This window comes from Pseudomonas sp. ME-P-057 (assembly GCF_030208975.1).
Classification (GTDB): domain Bacteria; phylum Pseudomonadota; class Gammaproteobacteria; order Pseudomonadales; family Pseudomonadaceae; genus Aquipseudomonas; species Aquipseudomonas lutea.
Genome location: NZ_JARVSX010000050.1, coordinates 12,524 through 35,489, shown reverse-complemented (window position 1 = coordinate 35,489; position 22,966 = coordinate 12,524). Strand labels below are relative to the sequence as shown.

Sequence of the window (22,966 nt, the reverse complement as noted above, 5' to 3'; positions counted from 1 at the left end):
CACTACGCGATACTGTAGGAGCCGGGTTGCTGGCGAACCCGTCGTGTCAGTAATGGACTTAGCGGATCAATCGGCAGCCGGCATCCACTCTTTTCGCCAGGGCGCGAAAAAAGCATTGACTCTCAAATGATAATGATTATTATTGAGCGCATCCGGTCGCGAGACTGGCTGGTAACCCGGAAGCCTTAGGTCGGCTTCCAGATTATCTCCTCATCAGGCTAATCACGGTTTTTGACCCGGCTTTTTGCCGGGTCTTTTTTTATGCCCTTTGCGGGTCTGTGTTCGGTCGGGTGCAGCGTCTTCAGGCTAATGAAGAGGGTCGACAGTGGTCTGCCGTTTCGATGGGGCGCATCATAGCAAATCGATAGAGGTTTTAGCGGCTCCTCTGGTGCAAAATCTGAAACATCAGGCAAAGCATTTGTTTCACAGTGGCCACCCTCAGCCCGCCCTATTGCACCGCACTCTCCCGCTGCGACCAACGACACGTTTTTTTCGCCACAGCGCCTATGCACAGTGAGTAAGACGCCATGACTCAGCCGCTCGACTCGTTGATGACCGCCTCTGCCGTTCACGCCGCCCAACAGGCAAGCCCGCAGACGGACGCATACCGCCGGCGCCTGCAGCGACAGCCGCGCAAGGTCCAGCAAGTATTCCTGCTGAGCCGGCTCGATAACCTTTCCTATTCCGATATCGCCCGACTGCTCGGCGTAGACGCCAGTGGGGTCGAGCGTTGCATGATGGCGGCGCTTGAGCATTGCCTTGGCGACCCGGCCGAAGACGATCCCTTCCGGCCCGTTTTGCTTCAGGGCCTGGCCTGGTATGTCCACCTGCAGAGCCCCCAGGCCACGGCCAGCCAGCGCATCGAGTTCCGCCACTGGCTCGATGCCGATCCTCGGCACTTGGCGGCGTTTGAAGAAAGCGAGCGTTTTTGGCGGGCCCTGCATGCGCCTGCGGTCACCTTGGGCGCCAGTGGCTGGCATCGACGCAGGCCGCGCGTGTGGTTCGGCTGGCTGCTGGCGACCACGCTGCTGTGTGGCCTGCTGGTCACAGCCGAGCTGTACAGTTGAAGCGTTTCGCCGAGGTGCTGGGCTGAGGTGCAGGGCCGAGGAAGGTCATGCCCCTTTTAGAGAATATTCTGTCGCCGTCCCCCAACCTGTTGCGTGTAAAGTAACCGACACAACAGCCCTGTGGGGCAGTCGGGCCATGCGCCGATTGCCTCCCGATGGCGCAGCGTTGGCATTCACGCATTCAGGACTCCCCCGTGACTCAAACCGCCCTTACCCTCACCGCCGATTTCGACAGCGGCAATATCATCGTGCTGGACGCCAGCAACCCTCAAGCGGTGCAACTGGCTATTCGGCCTGACACCAAGAGCGCGCATTTCCAGTGGTTCCATTTCAAGGCTGACGGGCTGCAGGTCGGCCAACCCCACGGTTTCAGCCTGACCAACGCCAGCGAATCGAGCTACAACGGTGCCTGGACCGGCTATAACGCCGTCGCTTCGTACGATCAAAAAATCTGGTTCCGGGTGCCGAGCCATTTCGACGGCAAGGCGCTGAACTTCCAGCTCACCCCGACCGAACCCCAGGCATGGTTTGCCTATTTCGAACCCTACAGCCGCGAGCGCCACGAATGGCTCGTCGAGCAGGCCCTGACCGGCGCGGGCACCGAGCTGCTGGCGACGGGCAAGAGCGTTGAAGGCCGCGACATTCCATTGCTGCGCAAGGGTAACGGCGCGGCCGGCAAGCGCAACATCTGGATCATCGCGCAACAGCACCCAGGCGAGCACATGGCCGAGTGGTTCATGGAAGGCGTCATTGAGCGGCTGCAGGAAAACGATCCCGAACTGCAAGCCCTGCTCGCCTCGGCGGACCTTTATCTGGTCCCGCACATGAACCCGGACGGCTCCTACCATGGGCACCTGCGCACCAACGCCCAAGGCAAGGACCTCAACCGTGCGTGGCAGGACGCGACCCCCGAGTTGAGCCCGGAGGTGTTTTTCGTCAAGGAGCAGATGGAAAAGTACGGCGTGGACATGTTTCTGGACGTGCACGGCGACGAAGAAATCCCCTACGTGTTCACCGCCGCCTGCGAAGGCAATCCGGGGTACACCGCACAACAGAAAACCCTCGAAGCCGATTTTCGCGCAAAACTGGGCGCAATCACCCGGGACTTCCAGAGCCGCTACGGCTACCCGAAATCAGCGCCTGGCCAAGCCAATATGAACCTGGCGTGCAACAGCGTCGGCGAACGCTACAAGTGCCTGTCACTCACCTTGGAGATGCCTTTCAAAGACAACGACGACGCGCCGGATGTGGTCACCGGCTGGTCCGGTCAGCGCTCCAAAAACCTCGCCCGAGACGTGCTCACCACACTGGGCCAGATGGTCTCGGTGCTGCGCTGATCTGAAACCCTGCGTGCTTTCGGGCAAGACCGCGCGCGCGATTCACTCCGCGGGCGGTCCTGGGTTTCAGATTGGTTTATCGGCTTAGAATCAGCACGCCCGCTCCGGCCGCTTCCCGGCTGAAGCCGGTCCTACTGCAGGCCTGTGTCCATGCCGACAACGAAGCAGCGCGCACCGTCCCTGGTCGAAACGGCCACTAGCGCTTTGAATCCCCCGACTTGCCCCGCAGCATGCTGTCCAGCACTTCATCACGCCGTACCCAGCCGTGAAACAGCGCAGCAGCGAGGTGCGTCAGGATCGTCAGAAAGAACAGATACGCCAGATATTCATGGGCCCTGCGCAGCACGGCAAAGGTCTGCGCGTCAGCGGCGATGATCGAAGGCAGGCGCACCGAACTGCCGAGCATGACCGGGTCCCCGGCGGCTGAAATCATCGCCCAGCCAATCAGCGGCATGGCCAGCATCAACCCGTATAGCACGTAGTGAGAGAGCTTGGCCGCCAGCGCCTGTACGGCCGGCAAGTCGACGGGCAATGGCGGCGTGCGCGTGTTCAAACGGACAATGATCCTGACGATCACCAGCAACAGAATCGCGATGCCGAGAGGCTTGTGCAGGTTCAGCAGCCACTCGTGCCGCTGCGACACCGATGCCACCATCCCGGCGCCGATGAACAACATGGCAATGACCATCAACGCCATCAGCCAGTGCAACAGGCGCGCCAGTGGGGCGAAATGCTTGACGGGCGTACTCATGGTTGTTTCTCCTGCGCGGGCTCAAATTTCAACTGATCGACTTCTGCGGTGCGACGCATGTAAGACGCCGCATAGGCCGCCGAACGCGCTGCGAGCAACGGGTCGTCCGAGCCCTCGATGCCGCTGGGCAGAATCAGTGGGTCAAAGTTGATGTCACGGCAATCGCCGTCCAGCTGCGCGGTGTCGCCGTTGATCACCAGGGTCCCGGCGTTCACTGTCTTATGCTCCCCTGACCAGGCCTTGGAAGCGTCGTTGATCGGATCCCCGGCATTGGCCAGCGTCAGAATCAGGTCCCAGCGCTGCGGGCCGGCAGCAAGCTTTTCGGTCAGATCCTTGTCCAGATAATCCTTGGCATCCGGCGCCGGCGATGCTCCGGTGGCGTGCGGCACCAGGCTCCAGCGCACCGGCTGACGCTTGCCGCTGCTGTCTACCAGGATGAACGCGTTGACGCTGTTGTAGGTCTCGGTCACAAAACTGGCGGATGGCTTGGCAGTCTTGACCCAAGCAAGAAAAGGCTGGGCTTCCGGGTGCGCGGCAAAAAACGCTGGCGGCTTGGCGGGGTCGGGTTTGCCGGTCTTGGGGTCCGGGGCGGTGGCTATTTGCAAATCGACAAAGGCTTGCGGGGTGCCCACCGGGAATACCGGCATGCTGTTCATGCCTGTGCGCCATTGCTGGCCATTGGGCTGGGTGAACTGCAGGGCGAAACTGCGCAGCGGCGCGGCGCTGTCCGGGGAGTAAGGGTTACCGGTCGGCAGTGCCAGGCGCCCGATGACCGGCGTGCGCCCGCTGGCGAAGACTTCAGCTCTGGACAGGCTGGCGGCGGCGCCATTGCTTTCGAAATCGCCGGCGACGCAGATGCCTTTGGGATGGTTACGGCGGTAACCGGGGTGGACACCGTTATTGTGTTCGAACACGTCGACGACGCGCGCAGGGGTCAGCCTTTGCGGGTCAAGGCTGCCGTTGACGTACGCGAATGCACCGGCGGCGACCAGCACGATCAGGCCAATGCCGGCCAGGCGTGCCAGCTTCGCGGGCGTGCTCAACGGGGGTTTGTGGGGATACGGCGGTTCACGGTCGATCATCAGTCACTCCGGGCTTTTAGCCTCTGGACAGCGGGTGGTGTGGGACGCAGGCAACAGGCCTTTATTCCCGTCGGCAACTTTATTTCTTGAACAGCGGAATAACTTGCAGCGTTGTGCGTCTCTCTTCTTAGCCGGCCGCTCATACGGAAAACGCCCATGCACGATGTCGACGATCAATTACGCGAGTTATTGCCGCGCCTGCGACGCTTCGCGGCGTCACTGACCCGCGATCACAGCAGCGCGGATGACCTGGTGCAGTCGTGTCTGGAAAAAGCCTTGTCGGCCTGGGACAGCAAACGGCCGGACGGCGACCTGCGCGCCTGGCTGTTCTCCATTCTTTATAGGCAATTTCTCGACGCCCATCGGCGCTCGCGGCGATATAGCCGAATGCTGGAGTTTTTTACCGGCACCCAGGACGACCATCACGCACCGTCGGCGGAGCGCACGATCGTGGCGCAGACCACGTTGCAGGCCTTTGACAGCCTGAGCACCGAACAGCGCGCCCTGCTACTGGCCGTCTCGGTCGAGGGCCTGAGTTACAAGGAAGTGGCGCAAGTACTGAATGTGCCCATCGGCACTGTCATGTCCCGCCTGTCTCGTGCACGCCAGGCATTGCGCCTGCTGAGCGAAGGCCAGATCACCACCCCTGCCCTGCGAATTCTCAAATGATCACACTGCCCCCCAGCGAACACGACCTGCATGCCTATGTCGACGGCCAGCTTGATGAGGCCGACCAGGCGACGATGGAGACCTTTCTGGCGACGAACCCGGCGTTGATGCGCCAGGTCCGTCAATGGCAGCAGGACGCCAAGCTGCTGCGAGCCGGTTTGAGCGGTGATTTGCAGCGAGCGCCGAACCCGCAACTGGACCCGGCAGCCGTTCGCCGGGGGATTGCCCGGCAACGGGCCCGACACTTCGCCACGGCGGCGGTGCTGCTGATCGCCGTGAGTCTGGGGGGGGTCAGCGGCTGGCAGGCCAGAAACATGACCCTGAGCAGGGCCAATCCGCCGATGGCCGACGCCGTCCAGGCCTACCGGCTGTTCGCAGGCAACGCCGAGATGGTGAGCGACTGGAACGCGACGAAAACCACTGATGTTCAGGGCTGGCTTGACACCCACTTTGCCCGGGCCAATCGCCTGCCGGACCTTGAGTCGGCGGGTTTTCAGCCAGTGAGCGGACGATTGACCACGACCGAGCAAGGCCCCGCGGCGATGGTGGTGTACAAGGACGAACAGGGACGCACCCTGAGTTTCTACATCCGCCCGCCCGGCGAACTCAACAACCTGCTGCCTCGCGGCACCCGCCGGGACGGCAACCTGCAAGCGGACTATTGGTCAGGCAGCGGCTACAACTACGCTGTGGTGGGACCCGCCGACGACCCGGCGGCGCAAGCGGCGCGTCGAGCACTGTAGCGCCCCCTTCCCGGCTGAAGCCGGTCCCACAGACCGCTCCTCCCTCAGGACCGCGCGTACTTGTGGGACCGGCTTTAGCCGGGAATGCGCCGGATGCTGCGCTGCAATGACCGCCTTGACCCGGCCGATCGCGCCGCCAGCAAGGCGTTCAGCCTGTTTAGGACCTGTGACAGCCATCAGGGTGCCGATTTCTGCCAAAGCGTGATCGGCCCCGTTTCAAGCCCGGAGCGCTGCGTATACTCAAGCGCGACGAAGCACAGGACTTCGACACGCCGGGGGCTACGATGCGCGATCAACATCAATCACTTCACCCTGCCCAATGGCTTCGGTCGCCGGAGTCACACTGGCCACAAGTTCATCGATACCCCTCGTTGCGCCCGTCTGCGGGCAGCAGCAGCCAGTGCCCTGAGCAAACTCTTGCGCCAACCGATTACACCCCGGTCCTGCATGCCCGAAAAATGGCCGAGTTCAGCGCTTCAATCGCCCATGAAATCTGCCAGCCGCTGCTTGGCATCGCGGCCAACGCTGCAGCCAGCCTGCGCTGGCTGCAGCGCGACGTACCGGATGTCGATGAGGCCATCGCGGGGTTGAAAGACATTCGCGCCGGTTGCGAGCGCGCCGCCAATATCGTCAAGGCCTTGGGCGCATTGGCCCGTCAGGCGCCTCTGCAGCTGCAGATACTCAACATTGACGACGTCATTCGCGAGGCCATTCAACTCACTCAGCCGGCCCTCACTGCGCAGCGGGTACGGCTGGAAACTGCCTTGAGCGTCAATCAATCCATTGTGGCCGATGCCGTGCAATTGCAGCAGTTGCTGGTCAACCTCATCACCAATGCGCTGGAAGCGATGGCCGGGTCGGCGCAGGAAGAGTCGGTGCTGCGGATCAACTCGTTCAACCTCAAGGAAGGCGTCGAGGTCTGCGTCGAAGACAACGGTCCGGGCATTCCGGCCGAGCGCCGCGAGCAAATCTTCGGCGCGTTCTTCACCACCAAAAGCACCGGACTGGGTGTCGGTCTGGCGATCTGCCGCGCGGTGGTGGATGCGCACCACGGGCGTATCTGGGCTCAGGCGTCGGCCTGCGGCGGCGCGCGCATGAGCTTCAAATTGCCCACTTGCTGCTACTGAGACTCTTCTGCGGCGTCGCCCTTTCACGGCGCTTCCCCAAACCGTCGACAGATACCCCTGCGCGCTAACATCGCCCGCGACATTGCCAAACGCGTGGAAAGCGCCAGGCGTTCACATTCATTCGCGTAATCCCCTAGAATGCCGCTTTGTTCAGGCTCGTTGCCGCTGCATTGGCAATGGCGGCAACAGAAAGGCGATTCAGGCATGCGCGACTTCCCGACCCAAAAGACAGTGGCCATGGTGCTATTCAACGACGTGCTGATGCTCGACGTCACCGGCCCCATGGATGTTTTTTCGATTTCCAACCGGCTGCTCGCGCCGGAAAAACAGTATCGGCTCGTCACTCTCGCCGAGCCCCCGCTGCTCATTCGCAGCTCGTGCGGGCTCAAAGTGCAGGCCGACATGGCGCTGGAGGATCTGCCGAACGATGTGGATTTGCTGCTGGTTCCGGGTGGCCCGGGGGCATACGGCGTCACCCATGCTCAGCTGACAGCCTGGCTACCCGGTGCAGCCCGCAGTGCCCGACGCTTCGGCGCGATCTGCACCGGCGCGTTTCTGCTCGGCGATGCCGGGTTACTGGACGGTTATCGCTGCACCACTCACTGGAATTACGTCGAACGCCTCGCCCGTCGCTACCCTGCATCGCGCGTCGAAACCGAGCAGATCTATGTCGTCGACCGCAACCTCATCACCTCGGGCGGGATCACGGCAGGGATCGACATGGCCCTGGCCATCGTCGCCGAGGACCACGGCAAAGAGGTCGCCCTTGAAGTGGCCAAAGTACTGCTGGTGGTGATGAAGCGTCAGGGCGGACAAACCCCGTACGGACCGCTGCTGGCAGCAGTGCCCCGCGACGACAGCGCGATTGCCCGGGTGCAGGCCTACATCGTCGACCACATCAACGAGGCTTTCACTGTCCAGCGCATGGCCGACCTGGCGGCCATGAGCCCGCGCAATTTCGCGCGGGCCTTTCAACGCGAAGTCAGCCTCACGCCCATGCAGTTCCTGCTCAATGCGCGCATCGATCACTCCCGTAAATTGCTGGAAGGCTGCGACCTGCCGCTTAAAGTCGTGGCGTGTCGGTGTGGTTTTGGCAGCGCGCGACACATGCGCAAGGCGTTCAGCGAACGGATCGGCATGACCCCCAGTCAGTACCGCGAGCAGTTCGGCGGCGACTGAGCGCGCGCAGCCGATGCACTCCCCGGTCATCAGGCCACGGCCGGCCGCCCCTTGCACCGCGCACGGCAGGGCGAGCACACTGGGCATCGCTTTCATTCATGCACCGTACCGTTGAACAGCTGGAAGGATTTATCCATGACCGCTCATACCGAAACCGCGCTGCTGGCCGGAGGTTGCTTCTGGGGCATGCAGGATTTGCTGCGCCGCTATCCCGGGGTACTGTCGACCCGTGTGGGTTACTCTGGCGGCAACACACCCGATGCCACGTATCTCAATCATGGCGACCACGCCGAAGCCATCGAAATCGTCTTCGATCCGGCGATCATCAGCTACCGCCAGATCCTCGAATTCTTTTTCCAGATTCATGACCCCTCCACGCCGGATCGCCAGGGCAACGACAGGGGCCCTAGCTATCGCTCGGCGATCTTCTACCTCAACGAAGAGCAAAAAAGCGTAGCGCTGGACACGGTGGCGGACGTCGATGCCTCGGGCCTGTGGCCTGGCAAAGTTGTCACTGAGATCGTACAGGCCGGGCCTTTCTGGGAAGCCGAACCAGAGCATCAGGATTACCTGGAGCGACTCCCCAACGGCTACACCTGCCATTTCATTCGCGCGGGTTGGAAGTTGCCAAAACGAGCCGGCGCCACGACGGCCTGATGGCGGCAACCTGACTGCAGACACCGGGGCAGAGCCGTCGCACACGGCGGCCTGTTTCTCCTAGCCCGGGCAGAAGAACTTCGCCAAGCGCATAACCTAATAACCAAACGATATTTAGCGAATTCTTTTTAGAACATTATGCTCTCTGGCCTGCGCTTTTTGCGCCTTGGATCACGCCACGAGTCCAGCATGCTCATCTCTCGCCAAACCGCCGCCAAGCCCCTTCGACGCGTAATTCTTTGCAGCCTGATTGTTGCGATGGCGAGCGGGTATTCGTTGTCGGCCACTGCGCGAGAGACCTTGCGCATCGGCTACCAGAAATCGTCGACCCTGATCACCCTGCTCAAGCATCAGGGCGCCCTTGAACAGGCCCTGGGCCAGGACGACGTCGACATTACCTGGCACGAATTCCCCAGCGGTCTGCCTTTGCTTGAGGCGCTGAACGTGGGCAATGTCGACATCAGTGCCGACGTCGCCGACACCGTTCCGATTTTTGCCCAGGCGGCGAAAGCCAGGCTGACCTATTTTGCCGAAGAGTCGCCGTCGCCCTCCGCCCAGGCCATTGTGGTGCGCAGCGATTCAGCGATCCGTCAGCTGTCGGACTTGAGAGGTAAAAAGGTTGCGGTGACCAAGGCGGCCGGTACCCATTATTTGCTCATCGCCGCGCTGAACAAGGCCGGCCTGTCATTCGGCGATATCCAGCCCGCTTACCTGTCTCCTGCAGACGGCCGCGCGGCGTTCGAAAATAACAAGGTCGACGCATGGGTGACGTGGGAGCCGTTTCTCACCCGTGTGCAGCGTCAATTGCCGACGCGCACCCTCACCGACGGCGTCGGCCTGGCCAGTTACAAGCGCTATTACCTGACCAGCACCGGCTACGCCCAAGCCCACCCCGGTGTGCTAAAGCGCGTCTACCAGCAACTGCAGCAGGCGGGTGGCTGGATCAAAAGCCATCCACGAGACGCCGCGCAGGTGCTGGGGCCGCTGTGGGGACATCTGGATGCGGACACCGTAGAAGCCGCCAATGCCCGCCGTAGCTACCAGGTCGAGCCGGTCAAGGCCGACCAGTTGGGCGAACAACAAAAGATAGCTGATGCCTTTTTCAAGGCGGGATTACTGCCCGCACCTGTGGATGCCAAGGACGTGGACATCTGGACGCCATGAACGGAGCCCCCGGCGCTGCCTGTTACTGCACCCCACCCTTTTTTCCCACTTTTGAGCGCACTTGATGAAAGCCCTGAAACCGCTGTCGTTGTCTGCTGCACTGGGCTCGGCCTTGTTGCTGAATGCCGTGTTTTCGTTCTCCGCCGTCGCCGGCCTCCTGGAAAAAGGTCGCACTCAGGGCCTGACCGCAGGCATTGCCAACGAACAACCGTATGCCTACATCGGCACCGACGGGAAAACCGTCGGCGCCAACGTTGAAATTCTCCGTGCCATCCTCGAACCCCTGGGCATTAGCAAGGTAGAACTGCCGATCACCGAGTTCGGTTCGCTGGTGCCCGGGCTTGCTGCCGGGCGGTTTGATCTGATCGGTGCCGGGCTGTTTATCAACCCGGCGCGCTGCAAGGTCATCGGCTATTCCAACCCGGTCACCCGTTCCGGCGGCGCATTTCTGGTCAAGGCCGGCAACCCTCTGAAGCTGCACAGCCTCAAGGATGTCGCGGCCAGCGGCAAGGCACGACTGGCAACCCAGCCGGGCAGCAATCAGGTGCAGGAAGCCAAGGACAGCGGCATCAGTGCCGGCAACGTCGTGCTCTTCGACAAGGACACCGAAGCACTGGCTGCGCTGCAGGCCGATCGTGTCGATGTGGTGTATTTCCCGGACGCGGAAATCATCGGCCTGCTGAAAAAAGCCGAGGGCACGCCGGTTGAACGTGCGCTGCCTTTCGAGCAGATCCCTGACGCCGACGGCAAGCCCAGCTGGAATTACCACGCTTACGGCTTGCCGAAAAAGGACCCGGCCTTCGCCCAGGCCTTCAACGAGCAACTGGCCAAGCTGCGCGCGTCCGGTGAGCTGCTCAGGATTTTGCAGAAGTACGGCTACACCGAAAACGAACTGCCACCCGCAGACGTCACCGCAGAGCAGCGCTGCAACCGCTGAGGCTGATGCCGATGCCATTGTGGGACCGCGAGCACCTGCGAGGCTAGCCGATGCCCTTGTGGGACCGGCTTTAGCCGGGAAGGCGTCGGCAGGCACGCTGGAAATTTGAGGGCGTCAGCGCGGGCCTCTTCCCGGCTGAAGCCGGTCCCACAAACCGCGAGCTCATGCGAGTGCTAACACCGATGCCATTGTGGGACCGGCTTTAGCCGAGAAGGCGTCGGCAGGCACGCTGGAAAATTGAGAGCGTCAGCACAGGCCTCTTCCCGGCTGAAGCCGGTCCCACTGATGCGAGCAGAGCCTGAAGCCGTTCCTACAGACCGCGAAATGACGGCCCCAACCCATACGGAGTACGGCCCATGCTTTTTGATGCTGCCACACTGGACACGGCGCGCTTCGTTGCCCGCCAGTTGGCAAACGGTGCGTTGGTCACCCTGGAAATCACCTTCTTCGCGCAACTGGTCGTGGTGGTGATGTCGTTCGTCATCGCCCTGATGCGCCTGTCACCCTGGCGCGCCGTGCGCTGGATAGCGACGGTGTACGTTGAAATCCTGCGCGGGATCTCCGCGCTGGTGCTGCTGTTCTATCTTTTCTTCATCCTGCCGCTGTTTGGCATCACGCTGGCGCCCATGGTCACCGGCATTCTCGGCCTGGGGTTGACCTTCTCGGCGTATGGTTCTGAGATCGTGCGCTCGGCGTTGAGCAATGTCGCTCTTGGGCAGCGGGACGCCATCAAGGCGCTGGATTTCGGCCCTGTCACCGCGTTTCGCCGGATCATCCTGCCCCAGGCGTTACCGTTCATGCTCCCGCCCATGGGCAACCAGCTGGTCGAATTGCTAAAGACCACCTCGCTGGTGTCACTCATCACCCTCAGTGACCTGACGTTTTCCGGCGGGCAGCTGATTACCACGCTGGGCCAGCAGACGCTGATCTGGAGCATCGTGCTGGTCTGTTACTTCCTCATGGCCTGGCCCCTGAGCTGGCTGGTCAGGCGCTACGAACGACGCGTCACTCACTGGCGGCGCGGGGTGGCACTGTGAATTTCGACTACGCCTTCGCCTGGTCCATCGTTCCGGATCTGCTCCAGGGTCTGCTGGTGACGCTGCAAGTGGTGATCCTCGGTTTCCTGTTGGCGGTGCTGCTGGGGCTGCTGCTCGCCATTGCCCAGCGCTCGAAGCATCCGCTGGTGCAGCGACTGACGGCTGGCTACCTGAGCTTCTTCCGGCATACACCGCTGATGGTTCAGCTGTACGTGCTGTTCTTCGCATTGCCCCTGGCCGGGCTGACGCTGCCGGCGATTTCCACCGGGGTAATCGGCCTGGGGTTGTATTACGCCGCCTACATCGCCGAGGCGTTTCGCGGCGCCATTGAAGGGGTTCCGTCCGGTCAATGGGAAGCCGCGCGGGCGCTGGATTTCGACAGCGCCACGACATGGCGACGAATCGTGCTGCCCCAGGCACTCAAGCCAATGTTGCCGGTGCTCGGTAATTATCTGATCGGGATGTTCAAGGAGACCCCATTGTTGGCGGTGATCACCATCCCGGAGCTGTTCCAGGCGGCGAAACAGATCGCCGGCATGACCTACCGCTATAACGAGCCCTACACGGTGATGGCGCTGATGTTTCTGGCGATCAGCGTGCCCACTTCCCTTCTGTTCAAGTACTTCGAGAGGCGCAGCCATGTCTGATCTCGCACACGGTTTGCCTGGCGCTTCGCCGCAGATCATCCTCAGGCAAGTGGTCAAAAGCTTCGGTGCGACGCGGGTTATCGATCACCTCGACCTGAGCATTCCCGCCGGCCAAAAAGTCGCGCTGATCGGCCCCAGCGGGTCGGGCAAATCCACGGTGCTGCGCCTGATCAAAGGCCTGGAGGCCTATCAACAGGGCAGCATCGAGGTGGCTGGCTCACCGGTTCCGGCAGCGTCTGGCGGCTGGCGCTGGCCTGGCAAAACCAAACCACCGCTGGTGCACCGGGTCGGCATGGTCTTCCAGCAGTTCAACCTGTTTCCACACCTGACCGTGCAGGAGAACGTCACCGAGGCGCCGCTGCGGGTGCTCAAGCTGAGCCGCGAAGAAGCCCTGGAGCGTGCCCATCAATACCTCGGGCTGGTCGGTCTGAGCCACAAGGCCGACGCCTATCCTGCGCAACTGTCCGGCGGCCAGCAGCAACGTGTGGCCATTGCCCGCGCGCTGGCCATGCGCCCGCAAGTGATGCTGTTCGATGAGGTGACGTCGGCACTTGATCCGGAACTGGTGGGCGAGGTACTGGCGGTGATCCGAGCCATTGCCCATGAGCAGCAGATGACCATGCTGCTGGTGACCCATGAGATGAAGTTCGCCCAGGACATCGCGGATCGGGTGTTGTTCATGGAGGCTGGACGCATCGTCGCCGATGGCTCTCCGAACGAGGTCCTGGTGGATCCCCAAAACGAGCGCACGCGACGCTTTCTCAATCTTGTGGAGCAGCGTTGATCACGACTGGCGGCCCTGGCCGGGCTGGCTGAGCTCGCAGGACCGGCGCTGGCAGCACAGCGACGTGAAAAAAACCCGAACTCGTCCAGCGCTGGCACATCCAACCTACAACGCCCTACCACTCCGAGGATGAACCCATGAGCAAGCAGACCCCCGTCGACCCACGCGACGCCGTGCAACCTGACGCGCCGACCCTCGACAGCGCCGGCAAACCTGTCAACGTGGTCCAGCGAGACCTCGCCGACAGAGATGACGACACCCGCGCCGTGGACGAAGTCATCACGCCGGTGTCCACCCGCGAGAAGGAGCAGGATGTTGAGGAGCTGAACAAGAAGTCGGCTGAAATCGAGCGCAAGGTTGCCGACGGTCGCTGATACCCCGCGGGCGGCCTCTGTGCCGCCCTGTTCCTCCCCCTGCCCTGCCACTCCCCCGTGCTGCTTTCAATCCCTACCGACTGGCGCCGGCGCCATTAGCTGCTAGCGTTGCATGAGCACCATGGACCGCACATCACGGCGCGCCCGAAACCGGGCCGCTCGAATTGTCTTCTGCGCGCGCGTGGGCTGCCCGCTTTCTTGAAGGTCTGTCACCGTCGGTGGCTGCGGGCAAATCGGTGCACACAGCGAAGGGAGTCACACCATGAACATGCCGATACTCTGGGCAATTATTTGTTGCGCCATGCTGGGGTTCGGCGGTTGCGCCAGTTCACGAGTCGATCCGGCTCAGTATTCAGGGTTTCTGAAAGACTACAGCCTTCTCAAACCCGCAGAGAGTGCGACCGGGGCCCCGGTCATGCGCTGGATCGACCCGGAGGTGAAGCTGGGCAAATACACCCAGGTGTACATCGAGCCCAGCCAGTTTTTTCCCCCGCCACAGCCCACTGCGGTGATACCGGCGCAAACGCTGCAGGCCATCACCCGCTATTTTGATACGGCGCTGCGCCGCGAGCTCGGCAAGAACCTGCCACTGGCCAGCGGGCCCGGGCCTGACACCCTGATCGTGCGTCCGGCGATTACCGCTGTTTCAACCAGCACCGAAGGCTTGAAACCTTATGAGGTCATCCCGCTCGCGCTGGTAGCCGCTGCCGTCAACACCGCCACCGGGGGCCGGGATCAGAACGTGGAAATCGCCACGGAAGCAGCGTTTCTCGATGCCGACAGCCATAAGGTGCTTGCCCAGGTGGTGCGCAAAGGCAGCGGCACACCTCTGGAGAATGACAAAACCCAATTGACCCTTGACTCCGTTAAACCGGTGCTGGACGGCTGGGCAAAGGACCTGCGTCTGAGCTACGAAACCCTGAAGGCAAAGCATTGATCACACCGGGCTGCGCCCATCTCGCCAACGCGGCCTGACCGCCCGCTAACCCGCGCCCAGCAGGACCCGTACGGCGTCTACTATCGCGTTGATCTCAAACGGCTTGTCGAACACTTTGTTGAACAGGTCAGGCCGCGCAACGCCCAGATGGGATTGCGCACCACTCATCAGCATGATTGGGATTTGTCCCAGTGTCGGGCTCTGGCGTACCGCTTCCGCCAACTCGATGCCGTTCATTCCCGGCATCATGTAGTCGGTGATGATCAATTGCGGGCGTTCGCGTTCAAGAATGCCCAGCGCTCGCTGTCCACTGCCAGCGGTGACCGTCAGATAGCCTTCATCCTCAAGGGCGAAGCTCAGTATGTCGGCGATGAGGTACTCATCATCGACAATCAGAATGGTGGTCATGCAACCCTCCGCGCGCGCGAGCAATCATCAGCTCGATGGCGCCCACCGCGGCGTGGCATTGCCTGAATCGTCGAGGGCATGGAATGCAGCCTTTTTCACAGTCAGACCCTGTTCGCCAATCAAGACGTCCAACAGGGCCGGGTCGTAGGGGTTATCACGAATTTTGAGGATTGACAGCTGGCGAACCAGCCCCGCCGGGGACTGGCCAAAGCGGATCAGCAGCAAGTTATCGACAATCCCCGACAGGTCCGGCGCCGGTGCATCGACGTTCCCGCCCAGCAGGCCGTGGACTTCCCAGCTGGCCACCACCGTGACGTCAAGGGCCCGCAGCTCGCCCATCAGGGCGCTGAACAGGTCAAGAATGCGTGACTGATCGGCCGCCGCGCGGGCCATGCCGCCAAGGCTGTCGAGGAAAACGCGTTTGATGCCTTTCTCTTTGACCACCCGCAGCAGGCCAAGGGCCAACTTGTCGATCACCTCGGTGGTCACCGACTGCCACATGATGCTCAAGGCACCGGAGCGCTCCAGGACTTCAAAATCCAGCCCAAGCGCTGCGGCCTTTGCGCGCAGGCGCTGCGGCGATTCGTAGAAGCCGAACAGCAGACCCGGCGCCTCAGGCGTCGCGCGCGCGAGGAAATTCAAGCCAAACGTGGTCTTGCCGGTCCCGGACGGGCCGAGCAACAGGGTCACCGACGACTCCACGAGCCCGCCGCCAATCAGCGGGTCCAGCGCGTCGACGCCGCTGGGCACAACGGTCAACTCAGCACTGTCGCGCAAGGCGGAGTGGGTAATGGTGCTTTCCAGACGGGGATAAACGACCAGCCCGTTTTCGGTGATTTCGCACTCATGGGCGCCGGGAATGGCGCCGCTGCCTCGGGTCTTGCGCAGCTTGATCCGACGCACGGATTTGTTGCCGACCAGCTCCTCGCCCATCTCCAGCACGCCATCGACCATGGTGTGCTCAGGGCTGCCGTCGTCGAGCTGAGAGCTGGTCAGGAAAAACACTGTGCAGCCGGCAAAAGCCGCGTGGCCCTGCAGCTCGGAGATGAAGCGTTTGGTATTGATAGCGGACTCGGCTTTGGAGCGGGCGTTGAGCAGCCCGTCCAGAATCATCACCGTGGACTTCTGGCGAACGATCTCGCGGCGCAGCAATTTCACGACTTCGTCGAGCCCGTCGTTTTCCATGGTGTCGAACGCGCTGACGAACTGAATCTGATCGCCGACCCGGTCTTTCTCGAAGAAACTCATGGTCGACAGGAACTGAAACAGGCGTTCGTGGGGTTCGGCAAGCAGGGTCGCGAAAAGGACGCGACCGCCGTTGCGGATGTGATTAAAACCAATCTGATTGGCCAGGATGGTTTTGCCCGAGCCGGGTCGGCCCTGGATGATGTAGGAAGATCCGGAAACGAAACCGCCCATTAGCAGCTCATCAAGCCCTTCGATACCGCTCTGAAGGCGTTTTAGCTGATTCAAATTTGCTTCCTCCGCCTAAGGGACGGCGTCGTGAACGTTACAGGTTAAATACCGCTGTGCGGGCGACCCGCCGCGCTTGGAGCGGGTCGGCGCGGGCCGCAAAGACGTCAGACGTCACGCGACACAGCGCGCATTCTTCCGTTTTTAAGAACGCTTTCCAAGCGCAATCATCATTTGATTTGGCCCCAAAGTCGGGCGCCGCTGGAGACTCTTCGCCCGCACATCATCCAAACGGATGAGATGGCTCGGTTCAACCGGCCTCCTCCTCCGGGGCGCAGCCGTCGGTCTCGGCCTTGGACTGATCGCTGCGACGCTCCGGGTCTTCGGGCTTGAGGGGCGCGGACAGCGGGTACTCGGGGGTGTCGTCGACGTTCGCAACGTCATCGTCAGCAGGCCCGCAAACGAGTGATGGATGGGGGGAGCGCATGATCGCAAGTCCATGTAGGGAGACATACCTTGGAGCGGGCAGTCCGCCACTCGTGCGGTCATTCTGACCAGCGGAGCAGGCTGCTCCCAGGCCTTCCCGGCTGAAGCCGGTCCTACAGAAGCACGGTGCCGGTCAGGTGGGCCTGGTTCTGTCCCACAGGAGCGCAGTGCCGCTCGGATCGGCTTAGCCGGCAGGCGAGTCAGGCTTCAACAGCACGGTGAAACAGCATCCGCCGTCCGCACGGGTGGTCAGGCTCACTGTCCAGCGCTGGTTGGCGCAGATCCTCTGCACCAGCGACAGCCCGAGGCCCAATCCCTCGCCGCGCTGTTCATCGCCGCGCACGAAGGGCTCGAACATGGCCTGTTGTTTCTCCAACGGGATGCCAATGCCGCTGTCCTCGACACTGAAGCCGTCGGTACGCAGGGTCAGCTGAATGAAGCCCTGATCCGTGTAATGCCAGGCGTTGCGCAACAGATTGCCCATAACCGAGCGCAACAACGGCGCGTTGTACGCTTCCCCGTCGCCCTCGTGACGCTGATAAACGAACGTCAGGCCCTTGGCTTCAATGGACGGGCGCCAGATGTCGGCGAGCTCATCGGCAATCAGGACCATGGACGAACGCTGCCCCTGCGGGGTGTTTCTGCCCTCGGTGCGGGCCAGCAGCAGGAAAGTCTCGACTAACTGATTCATGCCCGCCGTGGCATTGCTGATGCGCTTGACCTGCGCGCGGGACCGGTCATCCAGCGCCGGATATTCCATCAGCAACTCGCACGATGTGGCCAACACCATCAGCGGCGTACGCAGCTCGTGACTGACGTCGCTGGTGAATAGCTTTTCGCGGCTCAGTGCGGCGCGCAGCCGGCCCAGGGTTTCGTCGAAGGAACGCGCCAGTGCGCCGACCTCGTCGCTGGCGTAGTCACTGGCAAGCACCGGCGCCATCTCCAGCAACTGGTCGCGATGACGCACCTGACTCGCCAGGCGTGACACGGGCGTGATTACCCGCGACGCCAGCAAGCGCCCCAGCAACACCGCCAACAGCACGCTGAGTACGAAGCCGATCAACACGACGCCGAAGAGTATGCGCTCGCGCTTTTCAAACTTGCGCTGGTCACGCAACAGCACGTAATGGCGACCGTTCACCACAGAGACCATGGCGTAATAGGCTTTCTTGCCTCGTGAAAACTCCTGAAAGCCCGGGCGCAGGCCTTTGAGGTCATCGCTCATGGCCAGGTCGCCGACACCCTCGTCGGCGTAGAACAACTCGTCTTTATCGGGTCGGTGACGCCAGTCGTCGACGCTGTCCAGGGCCAGCAAACGGTGGAGGTTGCCGCCGAGGCTCATGGTGGTCAGACGTTTTTCGACCAGGTGTACCGTCGCGATGATGCCGATGGCGAACACCCCGGCGACCAGTGTGCTCATCAACGCGAAGACGATGACGATCCGTTGTTTGAGGCTGTGTTTGATGTCCATGAATGTCCGTGCATGGCGGTACTCGAATCCGGGGCCTGGCCCCGCCGGCGCCGATTATCCGATGCGTCATGTCATGGTTTTGTCAAACGCTACACGCTTCGCCAGCCCGCTAATGGCTCGCCGCAATACCGGGGCGCATCATCAGCATGCCCAGCGCGCACCCCGCCATCAGCATGCAGGTGACGACAAACACCACCGGCATGCCGAAATGCCCGCCCAGATAGCCACCGGTCAACGGCCCCAGAACCTGGCCGATGTATTGGCAGGACGTCGAGTAACCAAGCATGCGCCCTGCCACGGCGTCGGGCACCGAATGCCGAATGATTGCGGCGATGCACGGCAGCAGGCCGCCGAGTGCAATCCCCATGAGAAACCGCAACAGCAGCAGTTGCCATGCGTGGCTGACGAATGCCTGAGGAATCAGCAGCAGGGCCGCCGCGCTCAGGCAACCGATGACCACCTCCCAATGGCCGACGCGGTCTGCCAGCTTGCCGATGCGCGACGCCGACAACACGCTGGCCAGTGCCGTCGCCGACATGACCAGCCCCGCCATCAAGGTGACGTTTTCGGTGGGCAGTTCAGTGAGGTACACCGTGATGATCGGCTCGATGGACATGATCGAAAACATCACCAGACAGGCCACCACCAGCATGGTCAGCACCGGCTTTTTGTCAGCGATGAGGTCCCACGGTCTGATCGCAGGCGCTTTCGCTGCCCCCGGCTGAAGCCTGGGCCGTGGCGCCTCTTTCATTAAAAACAACGTAGCGAGGAAGGTCAGGAAAGTTACCCCCCCGGCCAGAAAAAACGTAGTGCGGATGCCAATCAGCGGCGGCAGCAGACCTCCGATCAGCGGCCCGGCGAGGTTGCCCGCCATGATCCCCGACGACAGCATCCCCAGCGCCCAGCCCGTTCGGGCCTTCGGGGTTTGGGTCGCCACCAGAATGGTCGCGCCGGAGGCGTAGCCGCCGAGCAGCCCCGCCAACAGTCGCAGCCCCACCAACTGGTAAATGTTTTCCGCCAGGCCGATCAGGGACATGGCGATGGCCATGCCCAGACTGGCGCGAATCAGCATCAGCTTGCGCCCATAACGGTCGCCTAGACGGCCCCACAACGGCGCCGTGAGTGCGGCAGAGAAAAAGGTCGCACCGAACGCAACCCCTGACCACTGCACAATGGCAGCCGGATCGCTGACGCCCAGGTGCTCGACGTACAGCGGCAGGAACGGCAGCAGCAAGGTCATGGCGACGATGGTGGTGAAAGCGCCGAATACGCAGACCACAAGGTTGCGCTTCCAGTGTGCCTCGGCGAGGGGTGGCGGGCTTGGACAGGTCATGGCAGCTCCCACATGTACGGAATACGCACACGGTAGTAGCCAAACAGCCATAAATAAAATTCATGTTTTTTATAGCGCGCATTCCCGACAGGAATACCTTTTACCCTCCAAGCCAGGCCTCGCGCCCCGATGCACCCGCGGGGGGTGCAACGCGCAATGTTATTGAGCGCGCGGCACCGTGAAGCGGAACTCGCTGCCCACGCCGGGTTCACTGGCCGCGCTCAAGTCACCACCATGGGCCTTGACGATGCCACGCGAGATATAGAGGCCCAACCCCGTACCGCTCGGGTTGCCCTCGCGTATGCGCCAGTAGCGTTCAAATATGTGGGGTAACTGATCGGGCGCGATCCCGTTGCCGGAGTCCACGACCGTGACCACGACGGTGTCGCCATCGGCCCTGGCATTGACGCTGACAGTGCCGGCCTTGGGGGTGAATTTGATCGCGTTGCCGACCAGGTTGGACAGCACCTGAAACATGCGCTCGGGATCGGCGAACATCTTCAGCTCCGGCTCCGTGGTGAACGTCAGTTCGATGTACTTGTTCTGCGCCAGTGGCGAGAGCAGTGACCAGGTGTCTTCAAAAAACTGACTGACGTCCAGCGGCTGAACATCAATGGAGTAGCGACCGGCCTCGATCTTCGAGGTGTCGAGCAGGTCCTCCAACAGCCGCGTCATGCGCCCGGAGGCCCGTTGCAGCGTATCGATGGCCGAATTCAGGCGCTTGGAAGCCGGACTGGCATCGGCTGCGATCACACGCTGCATCATGCCGCATTGCATGACGATAACCGTCAGCGGGCTGCGAAGGTCGTGGGACACCACAGCTACCAGCTCGTCGCGTGCGCGCACCGCGTCCTGCTCACGCAGCACCTGGCGCGACAAATCGGCCTCCAGCGCCGAGCGACGCAGATCGGACGCCGCGTACACCTCCCCGGCATTCCAGGCCCGCGCGGTGCCATTGACTTGCTGTTTCCAGGCGGCGAAGGACTCGCGCGGCTGCAGGCGATCGTTGACGACCCGTTTGGACTTTTCCGGGTTGCCGCTCCAGTGAACGCTGTCTTTGACCTCGGCCCTGAACCACAGCACCCCGTTAACCACCGGTTTGGGCAGACTGAACGCCAATAAGCCGCTTGCCACGTGCGGGTAAGCCTGCGCCGCCGGGAACACTGCACCCAGGCTGCTGGATTCGAAAACCGGCTGCGGCCGGGTCAGCAGCCATTCCTGCAACGCCATCACTTGATCGGCTGTCGGGCATTGGCCTATCAGGTGCACTTGGCTGTCGACGATTACTGCCACGCCGCCGGCATCTACCAGTGTCAGCAAGGCCGAGGCGTTTTCCAGCAAGCCGTTGTAAACGTCCTCAGGCGCCTCGCTCATCGCTCGCGACAGTCGGTCGAGCATGTGGTGCTTGGCCAGTCGCTGGCGCTGAATGTGCTGGTCTTCAAGCAGGCTGATCTGCAGCGACAGCACCTGGCCGATGGTCTGGCAGGCCGAGCGCAGGGTATGCGATACCTGCAGCGGCTCGCGGTTGCCGCAGCTGATCAGGCCCCACAAGCGGTCGTCCTTGAGCAGCGAAATACTCATCGAGGAGCGCACGCCCATGTTGAGCATGTACTGGCAGTGAATCGGCGACACGCTGCGCAACACGGCATGGCCCATGTCCAGCGGCTCACCGGTGTCCGGGCGCAGTGCCGGCAGCAGCGGCGACGGCACATAGGCGGCATCGGGAATGATGCGCAGCCAGTTCAGACGGTACAGCTCGCGGGCCTGCTGGGGTATGTCGGTAGCGGGGAAAAACAGGCCCTTGTAAGCGTCCATTTCCGGCGCGGCCGACTCGGCAATGACTTGGCCGTGGCCCTCCTCCTCGAAGCGGTAGATCATCACGCGATCGTAGCCGGTCAACTCGCGGATTTCAGTGACGCTGATGGCGTACAGCTCATCCAGCGACTTGGCCGCTTGCAGGCGGCGCAGAGTGCGCGTCAGCCTGGAGCCCAGTCCATGCACGGCCGACTGGGGCGGCACCGGTTCCAGCTCCAGAAACAACAGGCCGTCGTGGCGATGCAACAGGCCGTCGAAAGCCTGCCCGCCGAACTGCATCGGCAAAGGGTCGATGCTCTCCAGGTCGGCGTGGCGCAGCGCTTCAACCAGACTGTCTGCCTGTCCGTCACCCAGCCAGCGCGCCAGCCCATCGCCGGGCTGGACTTCATGGCTAACGCCCAGCATCTCGCGCGCATTGGCGCTCACCTGCTGCACGGTCCAGTCGCTTTCCAGCAGCGTCAACAGTGCGCCGTGGGGCTGTATCGCACCCGGGATACGGATGGGCTCGTTGGCGCAAGTGTCCAGCAGCGCATCCATGGTCTGCGTGTCGTTAAGCGTCATTCAGCACTCCCGCGCGCTCCAGCCAGGTTTCAAAACATTCGAAAGTGAGGCAGGCCGATTGCGCGACCTCGGCGTTGTGCCGGGACGAATCGAAATCTGCCAGCTGCCTGAGGAAGGTTTTCCACAAACGCCCGGTGTCCCGGCCATAGACGTCCAGAAACTCGCCGCCGCTTTCGGCATCAATGCCCAGCCTGTCCGCGATGATCCGGCGCAGCACCTGCCCCCCCAGCGTAGCCCCTTCCATGACGTACATCACCCCGAGCAACCGGGCGACGCTGTCGATCACAGGCAACTCGCTGCATTGAGGCAAGTCTTTAATCTGCGCGTCAGTCAGGCCCATCGCGTGCAAGTCCTTGAGCAGCGCCGGGGCCTTATGGCGTGCAGGGTCCTGCACAAGCGACGAGTGAGCCGGCTGAGCCGCAAAGAATTGATCGATGGAGCGTTGCAGCGGGGAATGGAAGCCGTAATAGGCCTGGATGATGCGCTGATAGGTGGGGAAATCCAGGTCGGCATGGGTCAGTGGCAGCCTGGCTTCCAGCGCCCGATGCTGAGCGGCAGTCGCCGTGCGCAACTGCTGCAGAACGCTGGCGGTCGGCACCGGAACCAGGGCGGTGGTCAACTCAAGGGTGGTGTCGATCAAAGGCGAAGGTGTCCGGTCTGTGCAGACGTGCGTGAACATGCGGCAGCCGCAGTTTCAAGGCAGTTGATGCGCGCACACTAATGGACGGGTGCCCGACTGTAAATATGGCTGACAGCTTAAAGGCGGCGCCCGGCCAAACGGTAGGTTTCGGCTCTGTTGCCTGAAAGATCGGCTGTATCCCGACGAAACCCGGTCCGTGTGGCTGAGTGCAGCCCTGCAGGTGCCGGCGTGCTGGCGAACGCGGGGACTATTCGCTGCCGTGGCGTCGGACGCGTTCGCTAGCAAGCCGGCTCCTACGGACCGCTGGACCCTATGACCGCGCAGCGTAGAGCCGCCGTACTGTGGCT

The 22,966-nt window shown here is 62.2% G+C and carries 23 protein-coding genes; 14 read left to right on the top strand and 9 right to left on the bottom strand.

Features of this window, described 5'->3' with window-relative positions:
- The first annotated feature begins 527 nt into the window (after positions 1-527).
- Together QRN48_RS24275 and QRN48_RS24270 are read left to right on the top strand one after the other, a co-directional pair.
- The gene (locus tag QRN48_RS24275) at positions 528-1,067 is read left to right on the top strand and encodes a DUF4880 domain-containing protein (protein WP_285353852.1); all 540 of its coding nucleotides are present in this window, start codon (positions 528-530) and stop codon (positions 1,065-1,067) included.
- 194 nt (positions 1,068-1,261) lie between these two features.
- The gene (locus QRN48_RS24270; RefSeq protein WP_285353850.1) at positions 1,262-2,404 is read left to right on the top strand and encodes a M14 family metallopeptidase; all 1,143 of its coding nucleotides are present in this window, start codon (positions 1,262-1,264) and stop codon (positions 2,402-2,404) included.
- Positions 2,405-2,600: 196 nt separating this feature from the next.
- Here the strand turns inward: QRN48_RS24270 and QRN48_RS24265 are convergent, their stop codons facing one another.
- Positions 2,601-3,155, bottom strand: coding sequence for a cytochrome b (locus QRN48_RS24265; RefSeq protein ID WP_191943281.1), 555 nt, complete (start codon positions 3,153-3,155; stop codon positions 2,601-2,603).
- The gene (locus QRN48_RS24260) at positions 3,152-4,237 is read right to left on the bottom strand and encodes a catalase family peroxidase (RefSeq protein WP_285353848.1); all 1,086 of its coding nucleotides are present in this window, start codon (positions 4,235-4,237) and stop codon (positions 3,152-3,154) included. The genes QRN48_RS24265 and QRN48_RS24260 overlap by 4 nt, the downstream gene beginning before the upstream one ends.
- A gap of 156 nt (positions 4,238-4,393) precedes the next feature.
- Here QRN48_RS24260 and QRN48_RS24255 point away from each other — a divergent pair, with 156 nt between their 5' ends.
- From QRN48_RS24255 to QRN48_RS24200, 12 genes are all read left to right on the top strand, one after another.
- Positions 4,394-4,906 (top strand): RNA polymerase sigma factor, encoded by a 513-nt coding sequence (locus QRN48_RS24255; protein ID WP_037010265.1) that lies wholly within the window; start codon positions 4,394-4,396, stop codon positions 4,904-4,906.
- Positions 4,903-5,649, top strand: coding sequence for an anti-sigma factor family protein (locus tag QRN48_RS24250; RefSeq protein WP_285353846.1), 747 nt, complete (start codon positions 4,903-4,905; stop codon positions 5,647-5,649). Before QRN48_RS24255 ends, QRN48_RS24250 begins: the two co-directional genes overlap by 4 nt.
- Before the next feature lie 458 nt (positions 5,650-6,107).
- Complete coding sequence (locus QRN48_RS24245) at positions 6,108-6,776, top strand: sensor histidine kinase (RefSeq protein WP_285353844.1); 669 nt, start codon at positions 6,108-6,110, stop codon at positions 6,774-6,776.
- A gap of 204 nt (positions 6,777-6,980) precedes the next feature.
- Entirely contained in the window at positions 6,981-7,955 is a 975-nt protein-coding gene (locus QRN48_RS24240; protein ID WP_037010270.1) for a GlxA family transcriptional regulator, read from the top strand.
- A 135-nt stretch (positions 7,956-8,090) separates the two neighbouring features.
- Positions 8,091-8,612, top strand: coding sequence for a peptide-methionine (S)-S-oxide reductase MsrA (gene msrA, locus QRN48_RS24235; RefSeq protein WP_285353841.1), 522 nt, complete (start codon positions 8,091-8,093; stop codon positions 8,610-8,612).
- 258 nt (positions 8,613-8,870) lie between these two features.
- A complete protein-coding gene (locus QRN48_RS24230; protein ID WP_285353875.1) occupies positions 8,871-9,776 on the top strand; it encodes an aliphatic sulfonate ABC transporter substrate-binding protein in 906 nt (301 codons plus the stop codon).
- A gap of 64 nt (positions 9,777-9,840) precedes the next feature.
- On the top strand, positions 9,841-10,713 hold the full coding sequence (gene ehuB / locus QRN48_RS24225) for an ectoine/hydroxyectoine ABC transporter substrate-binding protein EhuB (protein ID WP_285353839.1): 873 nt from the start codon (positions 9,841-9,843) through the stop codon (positions 10,711-10,713).
- A gap of 356 nt (positions 10,714-11,069) precedes the next feature.
- Positions 11,070-11,750: an ectoine/hydroxyectoine ABC transporter permease subunit EhuC gene (gene ehuC / locus QRN48_RS24220; RefSeq protein WP_191943289.1), complete on the top strand. Its 681-nt coding sequence runs from the start codon at positions 11,070-11,072 to the stop codon at positions 11,748-11,750.
- Positions 11,747-12,397, top strand: a complete 651-nt coding sequence (ehuD, locus tag QRN48_RS24215; protein ID WP_285353837.1) for an ectoine/hydroxyectoine ABC transporter permease subunit EhuD — start codon at positions 11,747-11,749, stop codon at positions 12,395-12,397. Before ehuC ends, ehuD begins: the two co-directional genes overlap by 4 nt.
- On the top strand, positions 12,390-13,181 hold the full coding sequence (locus QRN48_RS24210; RefSeq protein WP_285353835.1) for an amino acid ABC transporter ATP-binding protein: 792 nt from the start codon (positions 12,390-12,392) through the stop codon (positions 13,179-13,181). Before ehuD ends, QRN48_RS24210 begins: the two co-directional genes overlap by 8 nt.
- A gap of 137 nt (positions 13,182-13,318) precedes the next feature.
- Positions 13,319-13,555: a hypothetical protein gene (locus tag QRN48_RS24205; RefSeq protein WP_052075066.1), complete on the top strand. Its 237-nt coding sequence runs from the start codon at positions 13,319-13,321 to the stop codon at positions 13,553-13,555.
- Positions 13,556-13,817: 262 nt separating this feature from the next.
- On the top strand, positions 13,818-14,492 hold the full coding sequence (locus QRN48_RS24200) for a DUF3313 domain-containing protein (protein WP_285353833.1): 675 nt from the start codon (positions 13,818-13,820) through the stop codon (positions 14,490-14,492).
- A gap of 45 nt (positions 14,493-14,537) precedes the next feature.
- Here QRN48_RS24200 and QRN48_RS24195 read toward each other — a convergent pair whose 3' ends face one another.
- The 7 genes from QRN48_RS24195 to QRN48_RS24165 form a co-directional block, all read right to left on the bottom strand.
- A complete protein-coding gene (locus QRN48_RS24195) occupies positions 14,538-14,900 on the bottom strand; it encodes a response regulator (RefSeq protein ID WP_037010284.1) in 363 nt (120 codons plus the stop codon).
- 27 nt (positions 14,901-14,927) lie between these two features.
- Positions 14,928-16,373: an ATPase domain-containing protein gene (locus QRN48_RS24190; RefSeq protein WP_285353831.1), complete on the bottom strand. Its 1,446-nt coding sequence runs from the start codon at positions 16,371-16,373 to the stop codon at positions 14,928-14,930.
- Positions 16,374-16,623: 250 nt separating this feature from the next.
- Positions 16,624-16,800 carry a hypothetical protein gene (locus tag QRN48_RS24185; protein WP_191943294.1) on the bottom strand — a complete coding sequence of 59 codons (177 nt, stop codon included), beginning with the start codon at positions 16,798-16,800 and terminating at the stop codon, positions 16,624-16,626.
- A 183-nt stretch (positions 16,801-16,983) separates the two neighbouring features.
- Positions 16,984-18,270, bottom strand: coding sequence for a sensor histidine kinase (locus tag QRN48_RS24180; RefSeq protein WP_285353829.1), 1,287 nt, complete (start codon positions 18,268-18,270; stop codon positions 16,984-16,986).
- 109 nt (positions 18,271-18,379) lie between these two features.
- Positions 18,380-19,603, bottom strand: coding sequence for an MFS transporter (locus QRN48_RS24175; RefSeq protein WP_285353828.1), 1,224 nt, complete (start codon positions 19,601-19,603; stop codon positions 18,380-18,382).
- Between the two features lie 159 nt (positions 19,604-19,762).
- The gene (locus tag QRN48_RS24170; RefSeq protein ID WP_285353826.1) at positions 19,763-21,979 is read right to left on the bottom strand and encodes an ATP-binding protein; all 2,217 of its coding nucleotides are present in this window, start codon (positions 21,977-21,979) and stop codon (positions 19,763-19,765) included.
- Positions 21,969-22,658, bottom strand: a complete 690-nt coding sequence (locus tag QRN48_RS24165) for a biliverdin-producing heme oxygenase (protein ID WP_285353825.1) — start codon at positions 22,656-22,658, stop codon at positions 21,969-21,971. Before QRN48_RS24165 ends, QRN48_RS24170 begins: the two co-directional genes overlap by 11 nt.
- Positions 22,659-22,966: the final 308 nt, after the last annotated feature.